Annotated in this window: 23 protein-coding genes and 1 pseudogene; 4 read left to right on the forward strand and 20 right to left on the reverse strand. The window is 62.5% G+C overall.

The window, feature by feature from the left end:
• Positions 1 to 124: 124 nt before the first annotated feature.
• Genes NO357_RS03355 through atpD form a run of 9 tightly spaced genes read right to left on the reverse strand, consistent with a single transcriptional unit; the run spans position 125 to position 6,705 of the window.
• A complete protein-coding gene (locus NO357_RS03355) occupies positions 125 to 1,015 on the reverse strand; it encodes a F0F1 ATP synthase subunit gamma (RefSeq protein ID WP_306734196.1) in 891 nt (296 codons plus the stop codon).
• Positions 1,002 to 2,549 carry an alternate F1F0 ATPase, F1 subunit alpha gene (locus tag NO357_RS03360; protein ID WP_306734197.1) on the reverse strand — a complete coding sequence of 516 codons (1,548 nt, stop codon included), beginning with the start codon at positions 2,547 to 2,549 and terminating at the stop codon, positions 1,002 to 1,004. The genes NO357_RS03355 and NO357_RS03360 overlap by 14 nt, the downstream gene beginning before the upstream one ends.
• A complete protein-coding gene (locus NO357_RS03365) occupies positions 2,546 to 3,331 on the reverse strand; it encodes a F0F1 ATP synthase subunit B family protein (protein ID WP_306734198.1) in 786 nt (261 codons plus the stop codon). Before NO357_RS03365 ends, NO357_RS03360 begins: the two co-directional genes overlap by 4 nt.
• A gap of 4 nt (positions 3,332 to 3,335) precedes the next feature.
• A complete protein-coding gene (locus NO357_RS03370) occupies positions 3,336 to 3,614 on the reverse strand; it encodes a F0F1 ATP synthase subunit C (RefSeq protein ID WP_306734199.1) in 279 nt (92 codons plus the stop codon).
• Between the two features lie 2 nt (positions 3,615 to 3,616).
• Positions 3,617 to 4,315, reverse strand: coding sequence for a F0F1 ATP synthase subunit A (locus tag NO357_RS03375; protein ID WP_306734200.1), 699 nt, complete (start codon positions 4,313 to 4,315; stop codon positions 3,617 to 3,619).
• Positions 4,316 to 4,340: 25 nt separating this feature from the next.
• Entirely contained in the window at positions 4,341 to 4,616 is a 276-nt protein-coding gene (locus tag NO357_RS03380; protein ID WP_306734201.1) for an N-ATPase subunit AtpR, read from the reverse strand.
• Positions 4,609 to 4,920 carry an AtpZ/AtpI family protein gene (locus NO357_RS03385; protein ID WP_306734202.1) on the reverse strand — a complete coding sequence of 104 codons (312 nt, stop codon included), beginning with the start codon at positions 4,918 to 4,920 and terminating at the stop codon, positions 4,609 to 4,611. Before NO357_RS03385 ends, NO357_RS03380 begins: the two co-directional genes overlap by 8 nt.
• A complete protein-coding gene (locus NO357_RS03390; RefSeq protein WP_306734203.1) occupies positions 4,917 to 5,309 on the reverse strand; it encodes a F0F1 ATP synthase subunit epsilon in 393 nt (130 codons plus the stop codon). The genes NO357_RS03385 and NO357_RS03390 overlap by 4 nt, the downstream gene beginning before the upstream one ends.
• On the reverse strand, positions 5,299 to 6,705 hold the full coding sequence (gene atpD, locus NO357_RS03395) for a F0F1 ATP synthase subunit beta (RefSeq protein WP_306734204.1): 1,407 nt from the start codon (positions 6,703 to 6,705) through the stop codon (positions 5,299 to 5,301). The genes NO357_RS03390 and atpD overlap by 11 nt, the downstream gene beginning before the upstream one ends.
• Before the next feature lie 246 nt (positions 6,706 to 6,951).
• On the opposite strand from atpD, the gene NO357_RS03400 reads away from it, so the two are divergent.
• Both NO357_RS03400 and NO357_RS03405 read left to right on the forward strand, forming a co-directional pair.
• Entirely contained in the window at positions 6,952 to 7,281 is a 330-nt protein-coding gene (locus NO357_RS03400; protein ID WP_306734205.1) for a CBS domain-containing protein, read from the forward strand.
• A 465-nt stretch (positions 7,282 to 7,746) separates the two neighbouring features.
• Positions 7,747 to 8,205, forward strand: a complete 459-nt coding sequence (locus NO357_RS03405) for a hypothetical protein (protein ID WP_306734206.1) — start codon at positions 7,747 to 7,749, stop codon at positions 8,203 to 8,205.
• A gap of 420 nt (positions 8,206 to 8,625) precedes the next feature.
• Here the strand turns inward: NO357_RS03405 and NO357_RS03410 are convergent.
• A pseudogene (locus NO357_RS03410) lies at positions 8,626 to 9,333 on the reverse strand (IS6 family transposase).
• Positions 9,334 to 9,525: 192 nt separating this feature from the next.
• Between NO357_RS03410 and NO357_RS03415 the strand changes: the two are divergent.
• Positions 9,526 to 10,509, forward strand: coding sequence for an acetamidase/formamidase family protein (locus NO357_RS03415; protein ID WP_306734207.1), 984 nt, complete (start codon positions 9,526 to 9,528; stop codon positions 10,507 to 10,509).
• 46 nt (positions 10,510 to 10,555) lie between these two features.
• Complete coding sequence (locus tag NO357_RS03420) at positions 10,556 to 11,317, forward strand: SDR family NAD(P)-dependent oxidoreductase (RefSeq protein WP_306734208.1); 762 nt, start codon at positions 10,556 to 10,558, stop codon at positions 11,315 to 11,317.
• Positions 11,318 to 11,387: 70 nt separating this feature from the next.
• Here the strand turns inward: NO357_RS03420 and NO357_RS03425 are convergent, their stop codons facing one another.
• The 10 genes from NO357_RS03425 to NO357_RS03470 form a co-directional block, all read right to left on the reverse strand.
• Positions 11,388 to 13,100 (reverse strand): AMP-binding protein, encoded by a 1,713-nt coding sequence (locus NO357_RS03425; protein WP_306734209.1) that lies wholly within the window; start codon positions 13,098 to 13,100, stop codon positions 11,388 to 11,390.
• A gap of 23 nt (positions 13,101 to 13,123) precedes the next feature.
• Positions 13,124 to 15,514, reverse strand: coding sequence for an amidase (locus NO357_RS03430; protein WP_306734210.1), 2,391 nt, complete (start codon positions 15,512 to 15,514; stop codon positions 13,124 to 13,126).
• Positions 15,511 to 16,239 (reverse strand): ATP-binding cassette domain-containing protein, encoded by a 729-nt coding sequence (locus NO357_RS03435; protein WP_306734211.1) that lies wholly within the window; start codon positions 16,237 to 16,239, stop codon positions 15,511 to 15,513. Before NO357_RS03435 ends, NO357_RS03430 begins: the two co-directional genes overlap by 4 nt.
• On the reverse strand, positions 16,236 to 17,279 hold the full coding sequence (locus tag NO357_RS03440; RefSeq protein ID WP_306734212.1) for a branched-chain amino acid ABC transporter permease: 1,044 nt from the start codon (positions 17,277 to 17,279) through the stop codon (positions 16,236 to 16,238). The genes NO357_RS03435 and NO357_RS03440 overlap by 4 nt, the downstream gene beginning before the upstream one ends.
• A complete protein-coding gene (locus tag NO357_RS03445) occupies positions 17,276 to 18,145 on the reverse strand; it encodes a branched-chain amino acid ABC transporter permease (RefSeq protein ID WP_306734213.1) in 870 nt (289 codons plus the stop codon). Before NO357_RS03445 ends, NO357_RS03440 begins: the two co-directional genes overlap by 4 nt.
• A 56-nt stretch (positions 18,146 to 18,201) precedes the next feature.
• On the reverse strand, positions 18,202 to 19,449 hold the full coding sequence (locus tag NO357_RS03450; protein ID WP_137703222.1) for an urea ABC transporter substrate-binding protein: 1,248 nt from the start codon (positions 19,447 to 19,449) through the stop codon (positions 18,202 to 18,204).
• Positions 19,450 to 19,506: 57 nt separating this feature from the next.
• A complete protein-coding gene (locus NO357_RS03455) occupies positions 19,507 to 21,144 on the reverse strand; it encodes a flotillin family protein (RefSeq protein ID WP_306734214.1) in 1,638 nt (545 codons plus the stop codon).
• Between the two features lie 308 nt (positions 21,145 to 21,452).
• Complete coding sequence (locus NO357_RS03460) at positions 21,453 to 22,091, reverse strand: pyroglutamyl-peptidase I (protein ID WP_306734215.1); 639 nt, start codon at positions 22,089 to 22,091, stop codon at positions 21,453 to 21,455.
• A 64-nt stretch (positions 22,092 to 22,155) separates the two neighbouring features.
• The gene (locus NO357_RS03465) at positions 22,156 to 23,034 is read right to left on the reverse strand and encodes a nitrilase family protein (RefSeq protein WP_306734216.1); all 879 of its coding nucleotides are present in this window, start codon (positions 23,032 to 23,034) and stop codon (positions 22,156 to 22,158) included.
• A gap of 653 nt (positions 23,035 to 23,687) precedes the next feature.
• Positions 23,688 to 24,554 (reverse strand): transglutaminase family protein, encoded by an 867-nt coding sequence (locus tag NO357_RS03470; protein WP_306734217.1) that lies wholly within the window; start codon positions 24,552 to 24,554, stop codon positions 23,688 to 23,690.
• Positions 24,555 to 24,703 lie beyond the last annotated feature (149 nt).

Below are 24,703 nucleotides of genomic sequence, written 5' to 3' on the forward strand. Positions count from 1 at the left end.
TCGGGATTGTTTAGCTCATATCGGCAAAAGGCACCCGGGGGCTGGTGGTCGGATCGCTTGATAAAACTCTGGACTATCGGCACTGACACTCAGTTGGCCCGCAGCTTGAACTGTCAGTGTTTTCTCATTCCTGTTGCGGCATGGCTTCGTATCCGGCCACGATATCTAGCAGTTCCGAGGTTATCGCTTCCTGCCGCTTGCTACGGTGGCGGGTAGCGAGCGCATCAAGCGTTTCGTTAATATTGCGTTCGGCCGCCTGCATAGCGGCAAGGCGGAGCCCGTGTTCGCTTGCCAGCGACTCCGCGATTGCCCAGTATATCCTCAAATAGACCTGTTCCCGCAAGAGGGCGGGCAGAAGCTCATCAGCTGGCATCCGGGAAAAGGGCAGGCCGCGTGAGGGCCATGGCGCTGCGAGAAGGGCGTCGATCTCGTCTCGGGTCGTCGGCAATAACCTCTGGCCGCAAGGGATTACCTTAGCTCCTTCCAGGCGGCGGTTATGGCAGATATCCACTACGAGGCCCGTCTCGTTCTTCCGCCAATCATCAAGCACTAGGAGCACCCGGCGCGCGACCCCCGCCAGCCCGCCCACGGTGCCCGGAAGATCGACGAGCCGGTCGGGGTCTTGCCCGAGTGTTGCGAGACTCAGCGCGCCGCGCTGTCCGACTGCCAGAAGACGCGATACCGTGTTGGGCTTTTCGGTCCGTGAAAAGTAAGTCTCTTTGGCAAAACGGGCTATGATTTCATTGAAATTGCCACAAAGACCACGGTCGGACCCGACAAAGATCAACACCCGCTTTGCATCGGCTCCGCCGATGGGATTTGCACCGCGCTGCTCTGACCGTGGAAGGACCGCCTGCAAACCCAGTTCCACCGTGCGCTGATAGATCTCGAGTGCGTCGCACGCTTTTTCGAACTGGCGGATGCTGACTGAGGCGAGGGTCTTCATCACCCGAACGATGTCGCCGATCTCTTCTGTCGTGTCGAGCCGCGCGGCGAGGCTTTCAACCGTTTCCATCGCCAGCTGCCCTCCAGGAATCGAGCCGGCCGGAAATTGCTCCGGACCAGAGATCGAGATCTTCTGCGCTCAAGGCTTGACCCTCTTCGATGGCATTCGCCAGATCAGGGAAGTCCTCTTCCAGCCCCTCCAGCAAAAAAGCCTCGGCGCTCGCGACATCCTCCGGCGGGATCTGGTCCAGAAGTCCCTGCGTCGCGGCCAGCATCGCGGCGATCTGCTGCGTCACGGACAGAGGGGTGCGCTCTTTCTGGCGCAACACCTGGCGCACCCGGCGACCGCGCCTGAGCTTGACGCGCGTGTCTTCGTCGAGCCGCGTGCCGAACCGCGCAAAAGTCTCCAGCTCTTCGAACTGTGAATGCGCCAGCCGAAGATCGCCGGCGATGGCGCGGTAAGCAGGTAGCTGCGCCTTACCGCCCACACGGCTGACCGATTTTCCGATGTTGATGGCGGGCAGGTGTCCCTTTTCGAACAGATCGGGCGAAAGGTAGATCTGACCGTCGGTGATCGAAATCAGGTTGGTTGGAATATATGCGGAAAGGTTTTGCGCCTGCGTCTCAATAATCGGCAGCGCGGTCAGCGATCCCCCGCCATGCTCGTCGCGCAACTGCGCTGCGCGCTCAAGTAGCCGGGAATGGATGTAGAAAACGTCGCCGGGATAGGCTTCGCGTCCCGGCGGTCGGCGCAGGAGCAGCGACAATTCGCGATAGGCGCGTGCGTGGCTGGTCAGGTCGTCGAAAACAATGACAACGTCGCGCCCTTGTTCCATGAAATGCTCCGCCATCGCGGTCGCGGCATAAGGTGCGATGAATTCGAGTCCTGGAACGTCGTCAGCGCCGGCGACCACGGTGATGGTACGGTCGATTGCACCATGTTCGCGCAGCGCGCGGATCACGCGCACCACCGCCGAGGCGCGCTGGCCGATCGCGCAATAAACCGCGATGACGCCGGTGTCTTTCTGGTTCAGGATCGCGTCCAGGGCGATCGAGGTCTTGCCGGTCTGCCGATCGCCAACGATCAGTTGCCGCTGACCACGGCCGACCGGTATGGCGGCATCGATGGCCTTGATGCCGGTCTGAAGCGGCGTGGCGACCGGTGCGCGATGCATGATCATCGGCGCGGGGCGTTCAATGGGCAGGCGGACAGCGGCGCTCACCGGCCCCATGCCATCCAGCGGCAGGCCCAGCGGGTTGACGACACGGCTCAGAAGTTCGGGTCCGACGGGCACGTCGAGTACCCGGCGCATGCGGGCGACGCGGTCTCCCGTGCGCACGCGCGAGCTGTCGCCAAGCAGAACGATGCCGCTCTTGATTTCGTTCAGGCTGAACGCGTATCCCACGACGCCACTTTCGAAGCGCACGAGTTCATCGATGCCAAGATCGGTGAAACCACGCACTTGCGCCACGCCATCGCCGACACTGGTGACATGGGCGATCTCGGCGATCATTATGTCGGGTTTGGTCTGATCAAGCGACCTGCCAAGCGCGGTGAAGAGCCTGTCGGCAGCGTTGGAAAGCAAAGTCGCGTGGGCCGTCATGCCTCTCCCTCCACAGCCGGGCCTGTCATTGCCTCCAGCGTATCAATAAACGCGTCATCAAGACGATCGAGCCAAACCGCCGCCGACCATTCGACAAGTTGTTCGGCGATCGTCAGTCTGACCCCGAACACCATATCTTCGCGCTCCCGGTACGTAACCTCAATCTCCTTCGAGATCAGGTTGTGCAAGGCTCTGGTGACGTTTCCGCGCGTCGGTCCGTGCAACGGCACCGAGCTCTCGATCAGGGCCTCCGTACTGCGTGTCTCAGCCAAGCGGCGGAGCCGTTTCAGGGCCTCGTCATCGAGGTTCTCAAGTTTTTCAACAAACCGGTCGGCCAGTTGCGGCCCCAGGTCCGCCCCTGTGAATTCGTTCAGGACGGCGCGGGTCGTCTGCTGTATGTGCTGTCCGGCGCGCTGGCTCAATTCGCGCACGAAATCGTCGCGCCCGGCAGCGACCTCTTGTTTCCAGGCGTGCTGGTGGGCCTTCGATTTTTCCTGCAGGTCGTGCTCCAGCTCTTCGCGGAGCGCCTCGACCTCGCCTCGCACCTCGTTCAGCATGTCCTCGCGCCGCGTGTCAAACTCGCGGTGCTTCTCGCGCAGGCGGTCGGCCTCGGCCTCGGCCGCTTCGCGCGTCTGCCGGGCCTCGTCCAGCCGCGCCTCGATTCCCTCTTCCCGTGCCTGCATGGCCCGTGTCACCGGGCCATAGAGGAACCGGTTCAAAAGCCAGACCAGAACGAGGAAATTGGCGATCTGGGCCGCGACAGTCAGCCAGTCGATCTGCACGTGGTCACCCCCCCGCCGCGGTGGCCGCAGTTTCCACGAAGGGATTGGCGAAGATCAGGATCATCGCCACGACGAAGCAGTAAATGGCAGTGGACTCGATCATTGCCAGACTGACGAATAGCGTGCGCGTTATGGTGGGCGCGATATCAGGCTGCTGCGCTATCGAGGCGAGTGCCTGGCTTGCAGCGCGCCCTTCGGCCAGCGCGGGCGCGATCGAGCCGATCGTGATCGTCAGCCCGGCCATGATGATCGATGCGATTTCGATCCAGGTGGAAGCGTCCATGGCTAGTTTTCCTTTTCGTTGTTGGCGGAAGCGCTGGTGCGCGTGCGTGTGGCCGAGGCGATATAGACCATCGCGAGGACGGCGAAGATATAGGCCTGGATCAACCCGGTCAGCAGGCCCAGCAATTGCAGCAGGATCGGAAAGAAAAAAGGAGCGACGCCAATCATGATGGCGACGATCACCGTGCCGCTCATGACATTGCCGTAAAGGCGTACCGCCAGCGCCAGCGTGCGCGAGATTTCCGCGATAATGTTGAAGGGAAGCATGATCACGGAGGGCCGGATATACCGGCGCAGATAGAGCAGCAGTCCCTGCTCCGCGATCCCAAAGACGGGCACGGCGATCAGAACGCAGACGGCCAGTGCGGTCGTCGTGGAAAGCGAGCCTGTAGGCGGCCGGTAGCCGGGCACGACCGCGAGCAGGTTCGCGCAGGCGATGTAGAGGAAAAGCGTTCCGATGAACGGGAGATATCGCCCTGGCGTGTCGCTTCCCATAGCGCCGATCTGGTCGCTGATGGTGGTCACGATCACCTCCAGCATGATCTGCCAGCGCGATGGCGTTTCGTCGTGCCTGAGCCGGGCGGTGATCGCCCAGGACCCAAAAACGAGCAGAGCCATCACGACCCAGGTGAAGCCGATGGTGGCGTTGACGCCTGCGCCAGCGATCTCGAAGAGGATCCACTGATCGGTGCTGATATCCAAGGTCCTACTCCTCTGTAATTCTGGCTCAGACGAGGCGCGAGGCCAGCAGGCGGGCCAAGGCGACACCAAGCATCGCCGCCAAGATGCCGGACAGGCCGGTCCCCATCCAGACCAGCCCCGCCAGCGTGCCGATCACGACCGTCAAGCGCAGGATCAGCGCCAAGACGAACCGCCAGCCCGACCCGCCGCCCGAGAGATGCCGGACCGAGCTCCAGAGCAGCGCGAAGTAGAGCGTTCCGGCACCGAAACCGGCGGCAAGGGCGGGAACGAGGCTCACGGCATGTTCGAGCCCCTCACTCATCCCCACTCTCTTTGCTGATCCAGTACCAGGCATTGAAGCAGCCAAGCGTCACGCCGGCGAGAAGACCGATGAGGGTCCAGGACCGTTCAGTTTCGGCCTGTGCGTCGATCCAGAGCCCGAGCGCGGTGCCCGCGAGCGTCGGAATGGCAACCGACCAGCCGACAAGCCCAAACATGCCCAACCCGTAGAACGGATTACGCGCGCGGCGCTTCTTCGCCGCCAGCTTGCGCTTGGCCCGTCGACTGATCTCTTCGTTGCTATCAGTCCGTGCGGCCCCGGTCTTGTGGAAGTTTTCTTGGGTCATGGGTAGTCCAATTCAAGCTTCTGGAAGTGGCGCACCATGCCCGCTTCGAGCCGGGCCAGAGCCGAGCGGGCCTGCCGCTCCTCCTCGTCCTGGGTCTTGAAGTCTTCGACCACGCGCTGTGCGAGATCCTCCAGCCGGTCACTCAGCACCGCACCGAGAACCGAGACCAATACCTCGCTGCCGCATTTCACCAACGTGCCGGAGTTTATCCCAACATAGCCTTCGCGGCCGTCCTCCGTCTCGTAGGTTAGAATGCCGGGAACCAGCAGAGTGACGAAATCCGCGTGGCGCGGCAGCATCCCGAACGCGCCGTTGGGCGCGTCGGCCACGATGCGTGTGGCCTCGATGTCCAGGATCACCTCGACCGGTGTGATAACCTCAAGCCGCATCGTGCTGCCTCGTTTTGGTGCCATTCCCGATTTCCTGCACCGATCCGATCATGTAGAAATCGCCCTCGGGCCGATCAGAGAATTCTCCTGAAAGGATCCTTTCACACGAGGTCAACGTCTCATCCAAAGGCACGAGGCGCCCATCATGCCCGGTGAAGCGTTCTGTAGTGAAGAAGGGCTGTGTTAGGAAACGCTCAAGTCGCCGCGCCGTGGCCACGGTGGCGCGGTCGGTTTCAGACAGTTCATCTATTCCCAGCATCGCGATGATATCCTTCATGTTTTCGTACTCGGCAAGAACCCGGCGCGTTTCGCTGGCGATCCGGTGATGCCGCTCGCCCACGCCCGAAGGTGTGAGCAGGGCCGAGAAGGATTTTAGCGGGTCGACGGCCGGGTAAAGCCCCTGCGAGGCACGCTTGCGCGAGAGCGCGATCGAGGCGGAAAGATGCGAAAACGTATGGGTGGCAGCCGGATCGGTAAAATCGTCGGCCGGCACATAGACCGCCTGAATCGAGGTCATCGATCCGGAGGCCGTTGAGCAGATCCGCTCTTCAAGTCCCGCCAGTTCGGTGGCCAGCGACGGCTGATACCCCACCCTGCTGGGCATCCGGCCCATCAGCCCCGACACCTCAGAGCCGGCCTGGACGAAACGGTAGATATTGTCGATCAGCACCAGAACGTCACGGCTCATCGCATCGCGGAAATACTCCGCCATGGTCAGCGCGGCGTGACCCACGCGAAACCGGACGCCCGGCGTTTCGTTCATCTGGCCGAACACCATGACCACACGGTCGAGCACGCCCGCATCGCGCATCTCGCGGTAAAGCTCCTCGGCCTCGCGTGAGCGTTCGCCGATGCCACAGAACAGGCTGACGCCCTCGTATTCGGCGACCATGTTGTGAATGAACTCGGTGATCAGAACCGTCTTGCCGACGCCGGCGCCGCCGAAAAGCCCGGCCTTGCCGCCGCGTTCGATCGGGCTCAGCAGGTCGACGGCCTTGATGCCGGTCTCGAACACCTCCGCCTCGACGCGGCGCTCGGACAGGGGGACAGGATGGCCGAAGATCGGCCGGTGCTGCCCGGAAAAGAGCGGGCCTTCGCCGTCGATGGCGTTTCCGTAGATATCGACCATGCGCCCCAGAAGCGCCCGGCCCACCGGGACCTGAAGCGGTGCGCCGGTATCGTGCACGCTCATGCCGAGGCAAAGCTCGCTTGTGGGGTTGAAGACGATACCGCGGACGATACCCGGATACGGAAAATTGGTGGCCTCAATCACGATCCCGTCGTCGTGGCCGGCAAGCAACCGGGTCCCCGCCTTGGGCACGCGGTCGTGGAACCGGATATCGACCACCGTTCCCTCAATCGAGATGATATGACCGATCCGCCCTTCCGAAGCCATCCCAACACTCCTAACCCGGCCTCCGTTTGGCCTTCCGTCTGCCGTGAAAGGCAACTCTAGTCACATCGGCAACTCTACAATTGCAGGAGTTGCACACAACGCGATCGATTGCGGTCAATAGATTCGTTGACCGGGGCACGGTTTGCCGGCAGTTAAAGACGCCTTGCGAAACAAGGAATAAGGGTTAACCGGTTTCCGCACAACTCCTGCCCCGCCGGCAAGACGAAAAGCAAGCATGGCTGCGCCATGATGGTCAATGAACTTATGAATACTGTTATGGTTTCCGTGTCGCCGGACACGCCGGTCCGCGACGTTGCCAGGTTGATGGCAGAGAACAACATTGGCATCCTTCCGGTATGCGACGAGGGGCACATTGTCGGATTGGTTACCGACCAGGACATTGTAACGCGGTGTGTTTCTCGGGATGATGCGGCCATTAATAATTGCGCGGTAAGGGACATACTGACCGCAGACATTGTTTGCAGCCATGACCGGCAGGATATCCAAAAGGTCGCCGAAATCGTGGTCGATCTCCAGCTGCGCAGGTTGCCAGTGCTGGATGACAACGCTGGATGACAACGATCATCTTGTCGGGATGGTCACGCTGGGTGGCATCGCCCGGCACGGGTCCGAACACCTTGCCGGCGAAACCTTGGGCGAGATCGTGGAAGAGAGATGAAATACGGGCGGCTGCGGACAACCCGTAGGAAAAACTTGGTTTGGAGGAAAGATGAAATCGACCCGTGCAACCTGGGTCGTCGTTGCCGATGGCGGGAACGGTAATGTCAGATTAACCGCGTCCGGCCAACCTCCCCCGCCCTCTCACTTCTAAAGAGGATGCAAAAAGCTGTTCTGCAAAGGAAAAGACCTTTCAGAGCGATGCCACGCGGAAGAAACAAGCTAAGGCAGGCTATCACGCCGGTTTAATCTGACAAGACCTGCGCACGACCCGATTTGCACCGCAGCGATGCCATCCAGGGAAAGGCGCGACGCCTCGCCAGTCGGCTCTCAGAGGGCGCGCCAGATCTTCTGCAGAAAATCTTGGACGATGGGCAGATTGAGAAGCACAGCATTGTTTTGAGGCTGAAAGCGGATGGTCTGGCCGACGCACTAGGAATTCAACCCGATGAGATTGACCACGCGGTTCTGGCGATCGAGGCTCCCTTCGAACTGCGCAGACGGGGTGTAGAGGGAAAGATCATTGTCGGCGACCGCGAGCCCCAACCCGACCGCACCCTTCTGCGGGCCCTGTCTCAAGCGCATGCTTGGACAGCCGAGTTGCGCAACGGAAAGCCGCTGAGTGAAATTGCCGCCGCGACCACGCACTCGGAATCCTACATTCGGACCCGATCGCAGCTGGCGTTCCTGTCGCCCGCGATCCAGAGCGCAATCCTCGAGGGGCGCCAGCCGACGAACCTGACCCTCGAACGGATTATTCGAAAACCGGTGCCCCTCGACTGGAACGCACAGGCGGGATTGTACGGGTTTGAGGACGGATAGCGGCATCCCTGATCTGGGTGTGGCGTTCCCTGTTCTCGCGGAAAAGTTCCCTGATAATCGCGAAAATGTTCCCTGTTATTTTGCGCAGGGAATTCTTGCGCAACTCACTGATAAAGCGCGCAGATTCAGGGCGAAAAATCGCTCAGAATGCCAAAATCTGAAGAATTTCCCTGTTAATTCCCTGTTAGCAGGGAATTTTGACCCTAACCGAAGCGCGTGATGGTGCCTTCGGAGACGTTACGAGGAAACCGCACCTGCTCACAGGATTACGGTCGTCTCTCTGGCAGATGGCATAGCCCAAGCGCCCGGAAAAACGGGGGAAAACAGGAAAAGACAGACTGTGCTGACAGAGATAGGGGTAGGTGGCGGTGCTGTCAGACGAATTCGAACTCGTCTCAGCCAGGACAGTAGGGCTGTCCCTTATGCCGCGCAGAGACCACGCCACTCGGCCAGAGCGGCGGTACGGTTCTGTTTGAAATGATCTCGGCTTGAGAGGCTGCGGTCCTGGTTGAAGTGGTTGGAAACAGAAGAATGCACGGCGGCGAATTTCTGCAAACTTCGCATTCGGCGTAAGCGCTGCATCGCCCGCTCGCTTCGTCGGAATGGTAAGTGCGAGTTCTCAACGCGGTTGTTCAGCCAGCGACCACATGCCTGCAGATCGTCACATCCAAGTTCACGAAGCGCGGCCCGATAAGATGGAAACCTGTCTGTGACCCGAATTTCGGGCTGACCATAGCGCCGCATCAATTTTCTGAGCATTTTCAATGCAGCGCGTTTGTTTCTTCGCTTTGTGACAACGCTCTAAAGCACCTCGCCTTCGTGATCGACGGCCCGCCAAAGGTAGTTGCGCTCGCCGTTGATCTTCACGAAAACCTCGTCGACATGCCATTGCCATCGGGAAAAGGCATGCAGCTGCTGAACACGCCGCCGCCGGATCTCCGACGCAAACATTGGACCGAACCTGTTGCACCAGAACCGGATGATTTCATGGCTCACATCGATGCCGTGTTCGTGCAGCAGGTCCTCGACATTGCGCAGAGACAGCGGGAACCGGACATACAGCATCACCGCCAGGCGAATGATCTCGGGGCTGGTTTTGAAGTACTTAAATGGGCCGCGTACAGTCATCTTGAAAGGATACGAAAGCCCCCCGGCCGCCTCAAGACGAGTTAATCTGAGAAGACCCTACCCCAACCGAAGGCGTATCGAGCGCGTCACCCCGTGAATGACAACCAGAGGCGGGAGACCACCCGACAGGCCACTTGCCAAGTACCCGAGATGCTCTAGTCTGATGGCATGAGACAAAAGGGAGGTTTCCCGATGACATGGCTCGACTCCTCTGTCATGGGCCGGCGCGGCGTCGCGCAATGCCGGGAAGGACAGCACCATCACCTCACCGAGGCGATGCAGGGCGAATACCACTACGTCTACGGCCCCTATGCAGACCCGGTGATGACCATCGCCCCCGGCGACGTGGTCGCGGTCGAAACGCTCGATGCCTTCGGCGGCGCGGTCAAGACCGAGGATGATCTGCCGTCGAAGGTGCTGAACATGCCCTTCGTGAACCCGCAGAACGGGCCCATCGCGGTCGAGGGTGCCCGGAAGGGCGACGTTCTCGCGGTCCATGTCAGAAGCCTTCTGCCCCGCGGTCCGCAACCGGCCGGCACCACGGCCCTGATCCCCGATTTCGGCGGGCTGGTGGCCTCGGGCCTGACGCATCTGAACGCGCCGATCGCCGAGCGGGTCAAGAAGATGGATGTCACGCCCGACGGGATCCGCTTCTCGGACCGGATCACCCTCCCCTACGAACCCTTCGTCGGCACCATGGGCGTCAGCCCCGAAATCGAGGCAATCTCGTCTCTCGTGCCCGATTTTTACGGCGGCAACATGGACCTGCCCGATGTGGCCCCGGGTGCCGTGATCTATTTCCCCGTCCAGCGGGACCAGGGCTTCTTCTACATCGGCGATTGCCACGGCCGCCAGGGAGATGGTGAGCTTTGCGGCGTCGCGGTCGAGATCCCGGCCACGGTGACCGTCCAGATCGACCTGATCAAGGATTGGGCTATCCCCGGCGTGAGGCTGGAAACCGAGGAGTTCATCATGGCCGTCGGGTCGGCCCGGCCGATGGAGGACGCGGCGCGCATGGCATACCGTGACCTCGTCCGCTGGATGATCGAGGATCACGGTTTCGAGGAAACCGAAGCCTACTTCCTCGCCACCCAGGCCGGCAGCATGCGCGTCGGCAACATGGTCGATCCGAAATACACGCTGGGCGCATCGATGCTGAAACAATACCTGCGCTGATCCGACGTCGGATCGGTCGCGCGGACAGAACGGGAGAACGTGCAAGATGGACCTGGGATTGAAAGGTCTGCGAGTCCTTGTCACCGGCGGCACAAAGGGCATCGGCCGGAAATGCGCCGACATCTTCGCCGACGAGGGCGCCGCCGTCTCGGTATGCGCCCGCGACGCGGCCCACGTGACCGCCACGGTGGAAGCCCTCAAGCAGAAGGGGGTTCCCGCCTTTGGCCGCGCCGTGAACGTTGCGAATGCCCATTCGCTGAAATCCTGGGTTCAGGACAGCGCCGCCGCGCTCGGCGGGATCGACATTGTCGTGGCAAACGTCTCCGCGCTTGCCGTCGCCGATGACGAGACCGCCTGGCAGGCCGGGTTCGAAACGGACATGATGCATTCCGTCCGGCTCGTGAACGCCTCGATGCCCTGGCTGGAAAAGTCACAGGCTGCGTCCATCACCCTGATTTCCTCGGTCTCAGGGCGCGAGATCGACTTCACCGGCCCGGCCTACGGTGCCTTCAAGGCCGCCCTGGTGCATTACGCCCAGGGCCTGGCGATGAAACTCGCCCCGATTGGCATCCGTGCCAACACCGTTTCGCCCGGAAACACTTTTTTCGAGGGGGGCATCTGGCAATCGATCGAACAGAACAACCCCGATCTATTCAGGGATGCCCTTGCGATGAACCCGATGAAGCGCATGGCCGGCCCCGACGAGATCGCGCGCGGCGTGGTCTTCCTCGCGTCACCGGCCTCGAGCTTCACGAGCGGCACGAACCTCGTCATCGACGGCGCCCTAACCAAGGGCGTCCAGCTCTGACGCGACCGACCCTCGCCCGGGGGCGCTCCACCTGTCGGTTATCACCCTGTCCCAGGTGGGCCGGCGGCAATCAGGAGGACAGTCCCAGCTCCTCGATCATCTGGTCGCGCATGACGAATTTCTGCGGCTTTCCGGTGACCGTCATCGGCATCTCCGTCACGAAACGGATGTAGCGCGGGACCTTGTAATGCGCGATCTTGCCCCGGCACCAGTCCCGCAGGCCGTCTTCCGCCATCTGCGCCCCCGGGCGCAGGATGACCCAGGCCGCGACCTCTTCGCCGTATTTCGGATCAGGCAGGCCAAAGACCTGCGCCTGCGAGATGTCGGGGTGGCCCACCAGGAACTCCTCGATCTCGGCCGGATAGACGTTCTCGCCCCCGCGGATCAGCATATCCTTCAGGCGCCCGGTGATCCGGCAATAGCCCTCGGTATCGATGGTGGCCAGATCGCCGGTGTGCATCCAGCCGCTCCGGATCGCCTCCGCGGTGCGCTGCGGATCGTCCCAATACCCCTTCATCACAAGATAGCCGCGCGTCAGCAACTCGCCCTTCTGGCCGACAGGCAGGGTCCGGCCCTTGCCGTCCACCACCTTGCACTCGGCATGGGGCTGAATGCGCCCCACCGTCGATACGCGCCGCTCCACGGGATCATCTACCGCCGACTGGAACGAGATCGGGCTCGTTTCGGTCATACCGTAGCCGATCGTGATCTGCCGGCAATTCATCCGTTGCATGACCCGGCGCATTAACGGCTCCGGGCAAGGGGCGCCCGCCATGATCCCGGTCCGCAGGCTGCGCAGGTCGAACCGGTCAAACTCGGGGTGATCCAGCATCGCCTGAAACATCGTCGGCACGCCGTGAACCGCGGCGCAGCCCTCGGCATCGATCGCCGCCAGGGTGTCGCGCGCATCGAAGGCCTCTCCCGGGATGACCATGGCCGCGCCATAGGCGCAGGCCGCAAGGTTGCCCAGGACCATGCCGAAACAATGGTAGAACGGCACCGGAATGCACAGGCCTTCCCCCGGTCTCAGCCGCATGGCCCGAGCCGTCGAGATCGCGTTGTTCACGATGTTCCGGTGACTCAGCGTTGCCCCCTTCGGGGCGCCCGTCGTGCCGCTGGTGAACTGGATGTTGATCGCGTCATCCGGGTCGAGGCTCGCGCCGATCGCATCAAGGCGCGCCCGAAGCGCGGGGCCGCCCTTGGCCATCACCGCATCGAAGGACAAAGCGCCGGCCCGCGGCTCCGGCCCCAGCTGGACCACCGACCCGAGCCGCGGCAAACGCGCCGCCCGCAGCCGCCCGGGCGGGCAGGTGTCCAGCTCCGGCGCCAGCTCGGCCAGCATGGCCATGTAGTTCGACGACTTGAATTGCGGCGCCACGATGAGACAAGACACGCCGGCCTTGTTCAGCGCGTATTCCAGCTCCGAGCTGCGATAGGCCGGGTTGATGTTCACCAGGATCGCACCGATCCGCGCGGTCGCGAACTGCGCCAAAAGCCATTCCGGACGGTTGGGCGACCAGATGCCCACCCTGTCGCCCTTGTAGACCCCGATCGCCAGGAGCCCCGCCGCAAGACGGTCGACCAGCCGCGCGAACTCGGCATAGGTCCAGCGGTCGCCGGTCTGGCGAAAGACCGCCGCCGTTCGCGACGCGTTCCGCCGCACGACCTCGGACAGGAAGGCCGGGATCGTGGCCTCGATCAAAGGACGGTCGGTCGCCCCCGCCACATGCGAAAGGCCGTTTGCGGGGCGAATGCCCGGTCTGGAGATCACCCGTGCCGACATCGCGTCGCTGGTCCTTTCCGGCCTTACATGTTGCGCCAGTCACCGGCCTGTTCGAAGGCGCCCGCCGCGCGGTAGATCGTGCTTTCCTCGTAGCGCCGTCCCACAAGCTGCAGGCCCACGGGCAACCCGTCGGACATCCCGCACGGGATCGACATTGCCGGGTGGCCGGTCACGTCGAACGGTGAGGTATTGGGCAGCATCTCAAAGGCGCGCTGCGTCCAAAGCGCCAGCGAACTGTCCGGCGGCGGCAGCGGCGTCGCCTTCATCGGGGTCGTCGGCATCAGCAGCAGGTCATAGGAGGCCAGCACGTTATTGTACTCCTCGCGCAGCTTCCGCGCGAGGTTCTGCGCCTTGGCGTAATAACGGCCGCGCGTGTGCTTCAGGTGATACTGCCCCACGAACATCGAGATCTTCAGCGTGTCCGACAACTCGTCGGCCCGCGACCGCCAGTTGGAATGATAGTCCAGAAGCGAGGTGGTATAGAGCCCTTCCCAACCGGTGCCGAACCCGTTTCCGATCATCATCTGGTTGGTCAGGCCTTCCAGCCCGATGGGCGTCCAGATCGCCGGTCCGTACAGGTGCCAGGGGATCGAGATCTCGTCCACCGTGGCACCCAGGCTGCGGAACAGATCCGCCCCGGCGCGCACCTTCGCATCGACATCGGGTTCCGACTGTTCGTGTCCGAACCCTTCCTTGACCACGCCGATCCGCAACCCCGAGGCCCCGCGGTTGACCGACGCCGTATAACGGTCGGTGTGCACGTCGTACTGGCGCGGGTCGAGGCCGTCGGCCCCGGCAATCACCTCGAGCATCAGGGCGTTGTCCATTACGGTCTGCGTCATCGGCCCGGCATGGTCGATCGTGTTCTCGATCGGCATGATCCCGGAATAGGGCACGAGGCCATGGGTGGGCTTCATCCCGTAGACCCCGCAGAACGAGGCCGGCATCCGGATCGAGCCGCCCTGGTCGCCGCCGATCGCCATGTCGACCAGCCCCGCCCCGACAAGCGCCCCTGACCCCGACGACGACCCCCCCGCCGAATAGCCCGGCTTGTGCGGGTTGTGCACGGCCCCCGTCGCGTTGGTGTGGCTGCCGCCCGAAAGGCAGAAATACTCGCAATGCGCCTTGCCCATGATCGTCGCGCCGGCATCCAGAAGGCGCGTGACGATGGTGGCATCGATATCGGGGGTGTAGCCCTTCAGGGTCGACGCCCCGTTCATCATCGGCACGCCCGCCAGGCACACGTTGTCCTTCAGCGCGACCGTCCGCCCAAGCAACGGCCCGCGCGGCGCGCCCTTGATCTCGGTCTTCACATACCACGCGTTCATCGGGTTTTCCTCGGGTGTCGGACGATAGCCCGAGGTGCGCGGGTATAGGACCGGGGGCAGGTAGTCGGGCAGCGAATCCACCACGTCATAAGCATCCAGCGTGCCCTGCATGACATCGAGAAATTCCTGGATCCGCTCGTCCGACATGTGCATGCCCAGTTCGGCGACAATATCTTTCATCTGCGAATGCGTGGGGCGCTGGACGGTCATGTAGGACATCCTTTCTTGCAACGATGCCGGAGCGGCGGATCTTTCGGCCGGGGTGCCCAGGCCGGGTCTGCTTGCCGCGGTGTTAGCCCGGGTCTCTTTGGGGGCCTTGTCGGCCTGAAGCGCCGACAAGGCGCCCGAGGCCGGTTTCGCGGTCTGGGCGCTGCCCGCACCGAGACCAGTGAATTCCTCGATCAGGGCCGGGTCCGCCGCGTCCGAACCCGAGACCTCGCCCATGATGCTGCCCTTCTGGATCAGAAGGATCCTGTCGGACAGGGCGGTGATGAAATCGAGGCTCTGCTCCACCAGCACGATGCTCAGGCCTTCGCGGCGGTTCAGCTCCTTCAGCAGGTCGATGATCTCGTCGATGATCGAGGGCTGGATGCCTTCGGTCGGTTCATCTAGAAGCACGAGATCCGGGTCGGAGACCAGGCACCGCGCCAGCGCCAGCAATTGCTGTTCGCCGCCCGAAAGCGCACCGCCATCGCGCTCCAGAAGCCGTTCGAGGCGCGGGAAATCGGCCAACACCCGATCAATCGCATCGTCTTCATCAAGGTCATGCGCGGCAATGCCCATCCGCAGATTGTCCCGGACGCTCAGGTTGGGAAAGATCCCCCTGCCCTGCGGAACATAGCCGATGCCAAGCTGCGCGCGCCCCGAGGACCGCAGCCGCCCGATATCCTGGCCGTCGAACAGAACGGTACCGCCCGAGGCCGGGATGATGCCCATCAACGCCTTCAGAAGCGTAGATTTCCCCATGCCGTTATGGCCTAGGATCCCCAGGATCTCGCCATCCTCGACCGAAAGGTCGATGCCATGCAGGACGGGCACGCGGCCATAGCCTGCCCTCATGCCCGATACTTGCAGAAGCGCGCTCATGCCCTGTGCCCCAGATAGACTTCGCGGGCACGCGGATCGGCCGAAATCGCTTCCATCGTGTCCTGCATCAGGATGCGACCCTCGTGAAACAGCGTGACCGTGCGCGAGATCATGCGGATGAACTGCATGTCATGCTCCACAACGATCAGGGCCGATGTCTTGTTGATCTCTTCGATCAGCTCCACGGTCCTGTAGGTTTCCTCGTGGGTCATGCCCGCGGCCGGCTCGTCGAGCAGCACTAGCCACGGCTCGGCGGCCACGACCATGCCCAGCTCGACCCATTGGCGCTGTCCGTGAGCCAGTTGCCCGACGAGCGTGCGGCGGATATCGCCCAACCTCAGGCGCTCGATCGTTGCGGCAGTCAGGCTGCGGGCACGAGAATCCCCGTGCCAGCGCCTGGCCGAGAGCCAGATGTTCTCTTCCACCGTCAGCCCGTCGAAGACGTTGGGCACCTGCGTCTTGATGCCGACACCGAGGCTCGCGACCTCGAACGGCTCCGCCGCGGTCATCTCCTGGCCGCGGATGATCACGTCGCCCGAGGTCGGGGTCAGCTGCCCGGTCAGGCACTTGAAGAAGGTCGACTTGCCGGCACCGTTCGGGCCGATCAGGCAGCGCAGCTCGCGATCGAACAAGGTGAAATCCACCTGGTCGACCGCCCGCACGCCGCCGAAATGCATGCAAAGGTCGCGGGTCTCGACAACCACCTCTCCGCGTTGGCGTGTCATCGCGCGTCCTCCGCCCTGCCGCGGCGGCGCCGGCGCGACCGCACGGGTCTCTTCCGGCGGCGGCGGTTCACCCAGTCGATCACGGTCGGCGCCACCCCCTTGGGAACCAGCAGCACGAAGACGATCAGGATGACCCCGAGAACCAGGTTGTTGTTAAGAACGCTCTGCCCGCCCAGCGCCGAGGTCAGGTAGAACAGCGCGAAGGTCGCCCCGATCGGCCCGATCAATGTCCCGCGCCCGCCGACGATCACCCAGATGATCGTCAGCGCCGCATTGTAGAGGTTGAAGACATCTGGCGTGATCCGCCCCACCCCATTGCAGAACATCACGCCGCCGACCGCCGCGATCCCGGCGCCGATGGTGAAGATGCCCAGCTTGTAGAGACGCACGTCGTACCCCAGCAATTCCGAGCGCAACTCGTTCTCGCGGATCGAGACGCAGACGCGCCCGAACTTGGTGTTCACCAGCCAGCCGACAAAGACGTAGCACAGGATGAGCGCCGCCATCGCGACATAGAACACCTGTTCAGGAAACAGGAAGGTGCGGGCATCCCAGGGCAGGTTGATCGGCGGAGACGACACCCCGTTGAACCCGCCGAGAAGCGCCTTGCCGATCTTGTACTCGGGGCCCGACGTGCGCCGGATCAGCGAAAAGAAGATCAGCGTCACGGTCAGCGTGATCACCCCCAGGTAGACGTCCGAGACGCGACCGAAGAAGATGAAATACCCCAGCGCCGCGGCAAAGGCCGATGTCAGGAGCACCGCGATTAGGATGGCCCAGGTGGACCCACCGATATTGATCGCCGAGATCGTGTAGACATAGGCCCCCAGCCCGAAAAAGGCGACCTGCCCGAAACACAGGATCCCGCCATACCCCCAGATCAGCGCAAGGCTGAGCGCCAGGATCGCAAGCGCGATCGCGGTGGTGAGATTGATAATGGTGAACAGCTGCAGCACATGCGGCGCCGCGAACATGAACACGATGCCCAGCAGGGCATAGACCAGCGTCGGGCGCATCTGGCGAAGCATGGCGCTGCTCATAGCGATTTCCGGAAGAAGCGGCCGGTGATCCCGCGCGGCATGAGCCGCAACAGGATGATCGCGGCAAGAAGAAGCGCGATCTCGCCAAAGGTCGAGCCCGCGATGAACGAGAAGATGCCGTTGATCCCTCCCAGGAGGATGGACCCGACTGTGGTGCCGGCGAGTATCGACGCCCCGCCCGAGATCACGGTGATGAAGGCCTTGGCGATGTAGGTCGCCCCGATGGTCGGCAGAACACCCGTCATCGGCGCCAGAAGCCCCCCGGCAAGCCCCGAGACCGCGGCGCCGAGACCGAAGGTGATCATGTAGATCCGGCTGGTCGACACGCCCAGCGACGAGGCCATCTCGGCATTCTGCATGGTGCCACGGGCCAGCAGCCCTAGCTTGGTGTACCGCAGCGTCAGCCAGACCGCGACCAGCAGTGCGATCGTGATCAGGATGAGGAAAAGCTCGTAGCCCGACGCGGAATACGCGCCGATCCGCACCGCGCCCAGCGGCGGCGAAACGGTTGTCGCGGTCGAGGCGCCGAAGATCGACGTCACGATCCCTACCAGTAACAGCGACAGCCCCCAGGTGGCCAGCAACGTGTCCACCATTCGGCCATAGAGCCACCGGATCAGCAGGCGCTCGACGATCACCCCGATGATCCCCACGACGAGAGGCGCCAGGATCAGCATCGAGACCCAAATGTTGATACCCATGTTCGTGGCCACTACGACGGTATAGCCGCCCAGCATCAGGAACTCGCCATGGGCAAGGTTGATCACACGCATCATCCCGAAGATGATAGCGAGTCCGAGACTGATCAGCGCCAGGTTGGCGATGACATAGATCAGCTGGAAAAGGACGGCGACGACGAGGTCCAAGAAAGGCGCTCCGAGGAAAGCTGGGGGTCCAGCCCGAAAGCTGGACCCGAGGTCGGTTACTCGATCCCGGCCGCGGCCAGGCCGTTTTCGAACAGGAAGGTGGACTGATCGGGATTGGCGACCAGGTCACATACCAGTTGCGTATCCGCCGGCGGCTGGTCCGTAAAGGATTCCACGATGTTCCAGGTCTGGTCCTTCAGTTCGCTGATGTAGACGTTCATGTTGCAGTGGTTCGTCTGGGCATCGATCGTCACCGCCCCGGACGGACCGTTGTAGGTCAGCCCCGAGCGCAGCGCCTCGATCACCGGATCACGGTCCGGGGTGCCGGCCATCTTGACCGCTTCGGCCCAGAGCATCGCGCCCTCGTAGGACCGGACCGCCAGTTCGTTCATGACCGGACGATCGGCGCCCAGCCGCGCTTCGAGACGCTGCAGGAACTCCGTGTTGACGGCGTTGTCCGCGCCTTCGAAATACGAGTAGGAGGCTATGATACCGTCGCCTTCTTCGGCCGAGATCAGCTTCTGTTCGTTGCCGACGCCGAAGGTGGTCGAGGCGATCGGGATCTCCTTCATCATGCCGGCCGCCGCGTACTGGCGGTAGAACGACACATGCGCGCCGCCGACCAGGGCCGAGATGACGAAATCGGGCTTCGCGGTCTGGATCTTGTTGATGGTCGGGCCGAAATTGGTCACGTCCAGCGGGAAGAACTCCACGTCCAGCGTCTCTCCACCGTTCTCCGCCACGAACTTTTGCATCCACTGCGCGGTGATCTGTCCATAGTTGTAGTCGGCCGCGACGATGTAGACCTTCTTGCCCCACTTGTTCATCGCGTAGGGCACCACCTTGGCCACCGTCTGCGCCGGGGTCGAGCCGGTGCAGAAGCAGTTGTAGTCGCAGACGCCTCCCTCGTACTGGGTGTTGTAGAAATAGAGCGTCTTGAAGCGCGCCAGCGTAGGGCGGATTGCTTCGCGGCTGGCCGAGGTGATACCCGCATGCACCGTGTGAGCCCGGTCGCCCGCCGCGGCCTGGGTGGCATATTGCGTGTAGAACTGGATCGTCGACTGTGCGTCGTACAGCTTCAGCTCGACCTCGCGGCCCAGAAGGCCACCGGCGGCGTTGATGTCGTCAATCGCCATCTTGGTAGTCTCGGCCATGGGCGCGCCATAGATGTCCAGCCCCCCCGAAAGGTCGAGGATCGACGCGAAAATGATCTTGTCGCTGCCTTGTGCACGGCCGATGATCGGGGCCGACGACAAGGCCAGTGCCGAGGACCCGGCCAGAAAACTCCTACGCGAAAAAGTCATGTCTTTTCTCCTGTTGGGTTAGGTACTTCGCGGATCGCGCATCGCGCATTGATCGCTTCAGTCCTTGGTTTCAGACGTTGAGCCGTCCGTTTCTTCCTTGCGGGTCTCCCCGCGACTTCTGCGATCCAGCTGCGAGGTCACGCCGCGCACGCCGTCGCCGATATTCATCCCCACTTCCTCGCCCAGTCGCTGGACCGCGGGAAGCTGCAACGCCATGGACAAGACGCCATCGACCAGCTGGTTGACGGTGCTGCCATCGCCCCCGCCCGCTCCATCGCCAGTCGCGCCACCGCCCCGGCCGACGCCGGTGATGTGGTTGATGCGGATGCTTTCGATCTTCTCGGCGGGTTTCAGCATGCGTTCCACCACCTCGGGCAGGGTCTTGATGCGGGCCTCGTCCAGTTTCATCGACATCAGGTCCGCGCTTTGCGCGTTCTCGGCCTCGATCACCGCCGCGCGGCCCTGGGCCTCTGCCAACAGCTTGGCCTTCTGCGCCTCGGCCCGTTCGAGCATCGCCTTCGCCTCGGCCTCGGCCATCGCCAGGATCGTGCCCACCTCCGATTTCACGCGGGTATCGTCCACCTCGGCCTGTTCGGTCGCCCGGATAAGGGCAAGAACCTTGTCGCGGTCCGCGGCTGCCTGCTCGCGGATCGTGCGCACCTTCTCCTCGGCCTCCGCCCCGGCGGCGGTGGCGGCAATCGCCTCGGCCTCGGCATGGGCTTCCTCGACCCGCTTGGCCGCCAGGCGCACGGTGTTCTCGGTCTTGGCCAGCGCCGTGGCCAGCTCGGCCGCCAGGCTCTGTTCCCGCAATTCCCGGTCCTTCTGGATCTCGGTCAGCCGCACCTCGCGTTCGCGCGCGATCCGCGCCGCCTCGCGCCGCTTTTCCGACGTCGCCTGCTCTTCCGCCGTCTCCGCCATCGAGCGCGACCGCGCGATCTCGATCTCGCGCTGCTGGGTGATCATGGCTTCCTCTTCCTCGCGGGAAATGGTCAGCTTGCGCTTGGTCGCATCCAGCTGGCTCTGGCGCACCGCGACCTCGGCATCGGATTCAATGACGGCACGCTCCTTCTTGTTCACCGCGATGATTTCGGCAAGTCGCCGCATCCCCAAGGCGTTGAAGGCGTTGTTTTCATCCAGGGCGTGAAACGGCGTTTGGTCGATCCGGGTCAGGGACACCGATTCCAGCAAGAGACCGTTCTGAGCCAGGTTGTCAGCCAGTACCTCCGACACCTCGCGTGCGAAACCGGCCCGGTTATCCTGCAACTCGTCCATGGTATAGCGGGCCGCCACCGATAGCATCGCGTCGACCAACTTGCCTTCCAGGGTTTCAGCCAGATCGGCCGAGCGGAACGATTTGCCCGCCAAGGCCTGCGCAGCGGTAGCAACGCCTTCGTCAGTCGCGCGGACGCGAACATAGAATTCTGCACCCACATCGACGCGCAAGCGATCCTTGGTGATGATGGATTTCGGACCTAGCCGCTCGATCTCTAGCTTGGTGGTCCGCATGTTCACTTCGGCAACCTTGTGCAGGAACGGCAGCGCAATGCAGCCCCCATCGAGTACCACCCGCTGGCCGCCGGCCCCTGTCCGAACCAAGCTGATTTCCCGTGTTGCCTTGCGGTAATACCGGTTCAGAAACAGAATGATCAGGATCGCTGCGACAACAATAACGACGAGAGTCACAAACACCGCCATCACGTCCACCCCCTTGTCTTCAAATGGAGCGCGCGGCAGCACACACCCCGACTGGACCTATCGAAACTCGCCACAACAATTTTTTATCTCTGCAAGATGACCCAGCGTAAGCGTCGAGTCGAAAACCTGTCAACTGAGTTGATCAAACGACGTGCGGTCACGGCCAAAGCAAGAGGTTCGCAAAGAACGAAAAAACCTTTTTTCGCCTGATATTTAGGCGCGAATGCGCGTGACGGCTCCAATTCGTTCATTCCGCGAATACCGTAGCGTCGCCCCCGACCCTCGGGTCCGCACCGCAGCGTGCGGCGTCAGGCGGCGTCCAGCCCGACACGCAGGGCCTCGACCATGTCATCGAGGCACATCGAGGCCACGTCGGCGCGCTGGTGCATCTCGAGCCGGCCGTCCTCTGCCACCTGGTCCAACATCTCGGCCACCTGGCGCGGCAGGTATGGCAGGTGAACGAAACCCGCGGTGGTGTCGGGATGCCGCTGCGCGCAATGATGCAGGGCGATGTAGAGCGTCGCGTTGCACAGATAGGTCCCCGCGCTGCCGGACTGGCGACAGGGCAGCCCCACGGCTCGAATGGCCGTTTGCATAGCATCGGCACGCAGGGTCGAAAGATAGCCGTCCGGTCCGTTCTCGACCACCCTGCCGTTCTGGCGATGCCCGGCGTTGTCCGGCAATTCGAACCAAGACCAGTTCGCCGCCATACGCTCGATGCGGATCATCGGCTCCCCTGGCCAGAGCCCTAGCGAAACGACTTTCCTCGGGCGCAGGTCATCGATCAACTCGGGCAGCACGCGGCCGACCCGGCGGAACTCGACCGGCAGGCTGTAGCCTTTAACCGCCATGCTGCCGATCCGCATTCCCTCGAGCGCCTGCGCTACCAATTCCGAGGGATTGGCGCTGCGTCCGGCGTAGCTCTGGAATCCCGTGACCAGTATCATATCCGTTTTCCTCATCCAGTGGGCCGCGCGGTCTGCCTTGGTGTCGTCGCAACCGGGCGCACCGCTAGAACCATCCCCGCTTCGCGCCGGAACCTAGCATCTCACCGTAGACGTCTGTGCGTCGGTCCCGAAGCACCTGGTTGAAATCGTTCCAATTGCGCTCGCGCCGCGCATCCGCGACGTTGAGATCGGCATAGAGGATCTCCTCCTCCGTCGCGCTGGCCGGGCCTGCAACCGGCCAGCCGGCATGATTCGTGATCAGGCTCTGGCCGATAAATGGCTGCCCGCGTTCCGTTCCCACCCGGTCCGCCGCCGCCACGAAGACCGAGTTGGCATGCGACGCGCCCATCACCAGAATGTTTGCCATCGCGTCGCGCTCCAGGTCCTGCTCCGGCATCGGCACCCAGTTTGTCGGGATGCACACGATATCCGCCCCCTGCAAGGCGCACAGCCGAAAGCTCTCGGGAAACCAAGCATCATAGCAGATCATCATGCCGATTCGTCCGATCGGGGTGTGGAACACCGGGAACCCCAAGTTGCCGGGCTCGAAGAACAGGTTTTCCTCGTTCCAGAGATGGTTCTTTCGAAACGTGCCTATATGGCCATGTGGCCCGATCAGGACTGCCGCGTTGTAAAGGGCATCGCCCTCGCGTTCCGACAGGCCCGCGACGAGCCAAATACCCCGACGCACCGCAACCTCGGCCCAAGCATCGCAGGTCGGCCCGTCGGGCACTGTCTCGGCCAAGGAAAAGGCTTCCTCGCGGGTTTCGAAGACATAGCCGCTGTTGGCCAGTTCGGGCAGCACAACCAGATGGGCGCCATTGTCCGCCGCAGTCTCGATCCGTTCAACGCTGCGACGGATGTTTCGCGCTTTTTCTCCGATGACGGGCTCCATCTGGACACAGGCGACACGAACCAAGGCTTCGTTACGTTGCTTTTCCATCCTCTTCCTCTTTCGCGCGGGTGATGTCAGATTAACCGCATCTGGCCAAACTTCCCTACCCTCTCACTTGATAAGAGGACGCAAAAAGCTGTTCTGTAAAGGAAAAGACCTTTCAGAGCGGCGCCACGCAGAAGAAACAAGCTCAAGTAGCCTAACAAACCGATTTTAGCTAACAAGACCGCTGAAACATCCAAGCCCTATCGGCAAGGTTTTTTTCCAAAGTAGTCAGCCGCCCCCGCCGCCCCTAGCAGGACCAGCGCAACGATCAGGGCGAATACCCGAAAAGCAGTTGGCAGTACGCAACCCTTTGTTACGAGGTCATGCTACCTGATCTGCGCCGGGGGGGCATCCACCCCATCTGCTTAGCGGTCATTCTAAGCGACCACAGCGAACAGCGGCTGTGAGCCCATAGGAGACCTCTTAATCTTTCGCTGCGCGCGCTCGCAGCACAAAAATCGCCGCATGTGCACAAGCCTCATCGCTGCCATGCGGCGGTATGACCGGCCATCGATGCGCCGCGCAGCGAAGATGGAGTTTGCAATTTGCGGGTCCCGGACAAACTGACAATCCGCTGCGTTTGAGCGGGAAAGACATGTGGTGCACGAGGCAGAACCTATTCCACGTTGCACGCGATGACACACTTGCAACGGCTCTCAGGATTGCCTCACATCCACACTAACCTCCATCGAAAAAAGGTCGGCGGATCTTCCATGGAAGCTGCCGGATACCGGGGCAACCTGCTCGATCCTGCGCGCCACGGCGACAGGAATGAGGTTGGTGGAGCCAACCGATCTGTTGGTCGGGTCGAACGATATCCAGCCGGCCCCGGGAACGAACGCCTCGACCCAGGCATGCGTTGAGCCAGCATCTGCGGAGCCGATTTCGCCTCCGGACGGATTGAAAAGGTATCCTGAAACGATCCTCGCGCCGAAGCCAAGCGTCCGGACCGCTTCGGCGAAGAGAACTGCGAAATCGCGACACGAGCCCCACCCCCGGTCGAGGGTTTCCAGCGGTCCTTGTGTGCCCTCGGTCTCTCGGCTTTGGTACGAAATCTGAGCGGTGACACCATTGCTGATGTCCTTCAGAAGGGAAAGCGTGTCGGTCGGCCGTCCCATGACGAATGCTTCGACCCAATGGGGTAGCCGTCCCGCATTGTCGGCATATTGTGGCTTGACCAAATTCCCGAGGTCGGTCCGGTCATCGACTGTGTAGGGAAACGGATAAGACGCGGCGTAGGCGGCGATCGGGAAGACCGGCCACATGGGGGCGCGCAGGTCCACCTGCACGGTCGACCGGATCGAAAGCGACTCTGCCATCGCGTCGAACTGTGCCGTCGCGATCGCGTTGCCGGCCACGTCGTGAGACCAGTCGATGCGCGCTTCGGGACTGATCTCCAGATCGAAGGACGTGAGGCTGAGATCCGGGGTTTCCCGCGGACGCAACATCAGCCGATGCGGCCCGAGCGAAACCTCGGTGCGATACCGATAGCTAGTCTCGTGGGTGATCGTGACGGATGGCATCGGCGCGCCTACGACAAAGGACCGCCGGAACGGCGGCGCCCGTGTCCACCACCCTCGGAGATCGCCGCGCGCCAGACGGAAGAAGCCTTGCAGCGCGAACATACACGCTCACCGAACCCCTCGCTCCAGAAGGGTGACCGGCACTTCAG

Origin of the sequence: Marimonas arenosa (genome assembly GCF_030848945.1) — a bacterium.
Lineage (GTDB): Bacteria > Pseudomonadota > Alphaproteobacteria > Rhodobacterales > Rhodobacteraceae > Marimonas > Marimonas arenosa.

What these genes read in the sequence shown, in the direction of transcription:
- NO357_RS03390 (WP_306734203.1), bottom strand. Translation starts at nt 5,309, where the DNA reads ATGCGGCTTGAGGTTATCACACCGGTCGAGGTGATCCTGGACATCGAG.
- NO357_RS03380 (WP_306734201.1), bottom strand. Translation starts at nt 4,616, where the DNA reads ATGAGTGAGGGGCTCGAACATGCCGTGAGCCTCGTTCCCGCCCTTGCC.
- NO357_RS03355 (WP_306734196.1), bottom strand. Translation starts at nt 1,015, where the DNA reads ATGGAAACGGTTGAAAGCCTCGCCGCGCGGCTCGACACGACAGAAGAG.
- NO357_RS03370 (WP_306734199.1), bottom strand. Translation starts at nt 3,614, where the DNA reads ATGGACGCTTCCACCTGGATCGAAATCGCATCGATCATCATGGCCGGG.
- NO357_RS03435 (WP_306734211.1), bottom strand. Translation starts at nt 16,239, where the DNA reads ATGACACGCCAACGCGGAGAGGTGGTTGTCGAGACCCGCGACCTTTGC.
- NO357_RS03460 (WP_306734215.1), bottom strand. Translation starts at nt 22,091, where the DNA reads ATGATACTGGTCACGGGATTCCAGAGCTACGCCGGACGCAGCGCCAAT.
- atpD (WP_306734204.1), bottom strand. Translation starts at nt 6,705, where the DNA reads ATGGCTTCGGAAGGGCGGATCGGTCATATCATCTCGATTGAGGGAACG.
- NO357_RS03455 (WP_306734214.1), bottom strand. Translation starts at nt 21,144, where the DNA reads ATGGCGGTGTTTGTGACTCTCGTCGTTATTGTTGTCGCAGCGATCCTG.
- NO357_RS03400 (WP_306734205.1), top strand. Translation starts at nt 6,952, where the DNA reads ATGATGGTCAATGAACTTATGAATACTGTTATGGTTTCCGTGTCGCCG.
- NO357_RS03360 (WP_306734197.1), bottom strand. Translation starts at nt 2,549, where the DNA reads ATGACGGCCCACGCGACTTTGCTTTCCAACGCTGCCGACAGGCTCTTC.
- NO357_RS03425 (WP_306734209.1), bottom strand. Translation starts at nt 13,100, where the DNA reads ATGTCGGCACGGGTGATCTCCAGACCGGGCATTCGCCCCGCAAACGGC.
- NO357_RS03440 (WP_306734212.1), bottom strand. Translation starts at nt 17,279, where the DNA reads ATGAGCAGCGCCATGCTTCGCCAGATGCGCCCGACGCTGGTCTATGCC.
- NO357_RS03450 (WP_137703222.1), bottom strand. Translation starts at nt 19,449, where the DNA reads ATGACTTTTTCGCGTAGGAGTTTTCTGGCCGGGTCCTCGGCACTGGCC.
- NO357_RS03420 (WP_306734208.1), top strand. Translation starts at nt 10,556, where the DNA reads ATGGACCTGGGATTGAAAGGTCTGCGAGTCCTTGTCACCGGCGGCACA.
- NO357_RS03470 (WP_306734217.1), bottom strand. Translation starts at nt 24,554, where the DNA reads ATGCCATCCGTCACGATCACCCACGAGACTAGCTATCGGTATCGCACC.
- NO357_RS03385 (WP_306734202.1), bottom strand. Translation starts at nt 4,920, where the DNA reads ATGACCCAAGAAAACTTCCACAAGACCGGGGCCGCACGGACTGATAGC.
- NO357_RS03415 (WP_306734207.1), top strand. Translation starts at nt 9,526, where the DNA reads ATGACATGGCTCGACTCCTCTGTCATGGGCCGGCGCGGCGTCGCGCAA.
- NO357_RS03430 (WP_306734210.1), bottom strand. Translation starts at nt 15,514, where the DNA reads ATGAGCGCGCTTCTGCAAGTATCGGGCATGAGGGCAGGCTATGGCCGC.
- NO357_RS03465 (WP_306734216.1), bottom strand. Translation starts at nt 23,034, where the DNA reads ATGGAAAAGCAACGTAACGAAGCCTTGGTTCGTGTCGCCTGTGTCCAG.